Origin of the sequence: Ameyamaea chiangmaiensis, assembly GCF_013376175.1 — a bacterium.
Lineage (GTDB): Bacteria > Pseudomonadota > Alphaproteobacteria > Acetobacterales > Acetobacteraceae > Ameyamaea > Ameyamaea chiangmaiensis.
The window spans coordinates 1-659 of sequence record NZ_JABXXR010000358.1; the positions used below are offsets into that span (position 1 = coordinate 1).

Annotated in this window: 1 protein-coding gene; it reads left to right on the forward strand. The window is 72.8% G+C overall.

Annotated features, from left to right (window positions below; translation table 11 throughout):
• A partial coding sequence (locus HUK82_RS17040) for a 3'-5' exonuclease (protein ID WP_305144426.1) occupies positions 1–659 on the forward strand: 659 nt, incomplete at both ends.

Below are 659 nucleotides of genomic sequence, written 5' to 3' on the forward strand. Positions count from 1 at the left end.
CGCGCCTTCTGGCCCGGCTGGGGCCCGAGGCGGCCGAGCCGGTGGACGAACTGCTGTCGGCCGCCCTGCGGTACGAGGCCATGCATCCGCCGTCGCTGCAGGGGTTCCTGCACTGGCTGCGCCACAGCAACGCCATGGTGCGACGCGAGCCCGAGGGCGCGGAGGGGGCAGTGCGGGTCATGACCGCGCATGGTTCCAAAGGCCTGCAGGCACGGCTGGTGATCCTGCCCGACACGATGGGACGTCCCAACGCCGACACCGACCTGTGCTGGTTGCCGGGGGGGGAAGCGGGGACGGCCCTGCCGGTCTGGGTGCCGCGCGCCGACTTGGCGACACGGACCACCGGCGTGGCGCGCAGTGCCCTCGAAGCCTCGGCACGGGAAGAATTCAACCGTCTGCTGTATGTCGCGTTGACGCGGGCCAGCGACTGGCTGGTCGTCTGCGGGTGGGAGGGAACGCGCGGCCCTCCGGCGGAGTGCTGGTACGAACATTGCCGTGCCGGGTTCGCGGGGTTGCAGACGCACACCGAACCGTGCCCGGGCGGCTGGGCCGGGGAGGTGGTGGTGCATCAGCATCAGGCCTCGGCGTCCGGGACGACGGCGGTGCACGCCGATGCTCCCGCGCCGCCGGTCCCGCTGCCGGACTGGATGGGGCAGGCG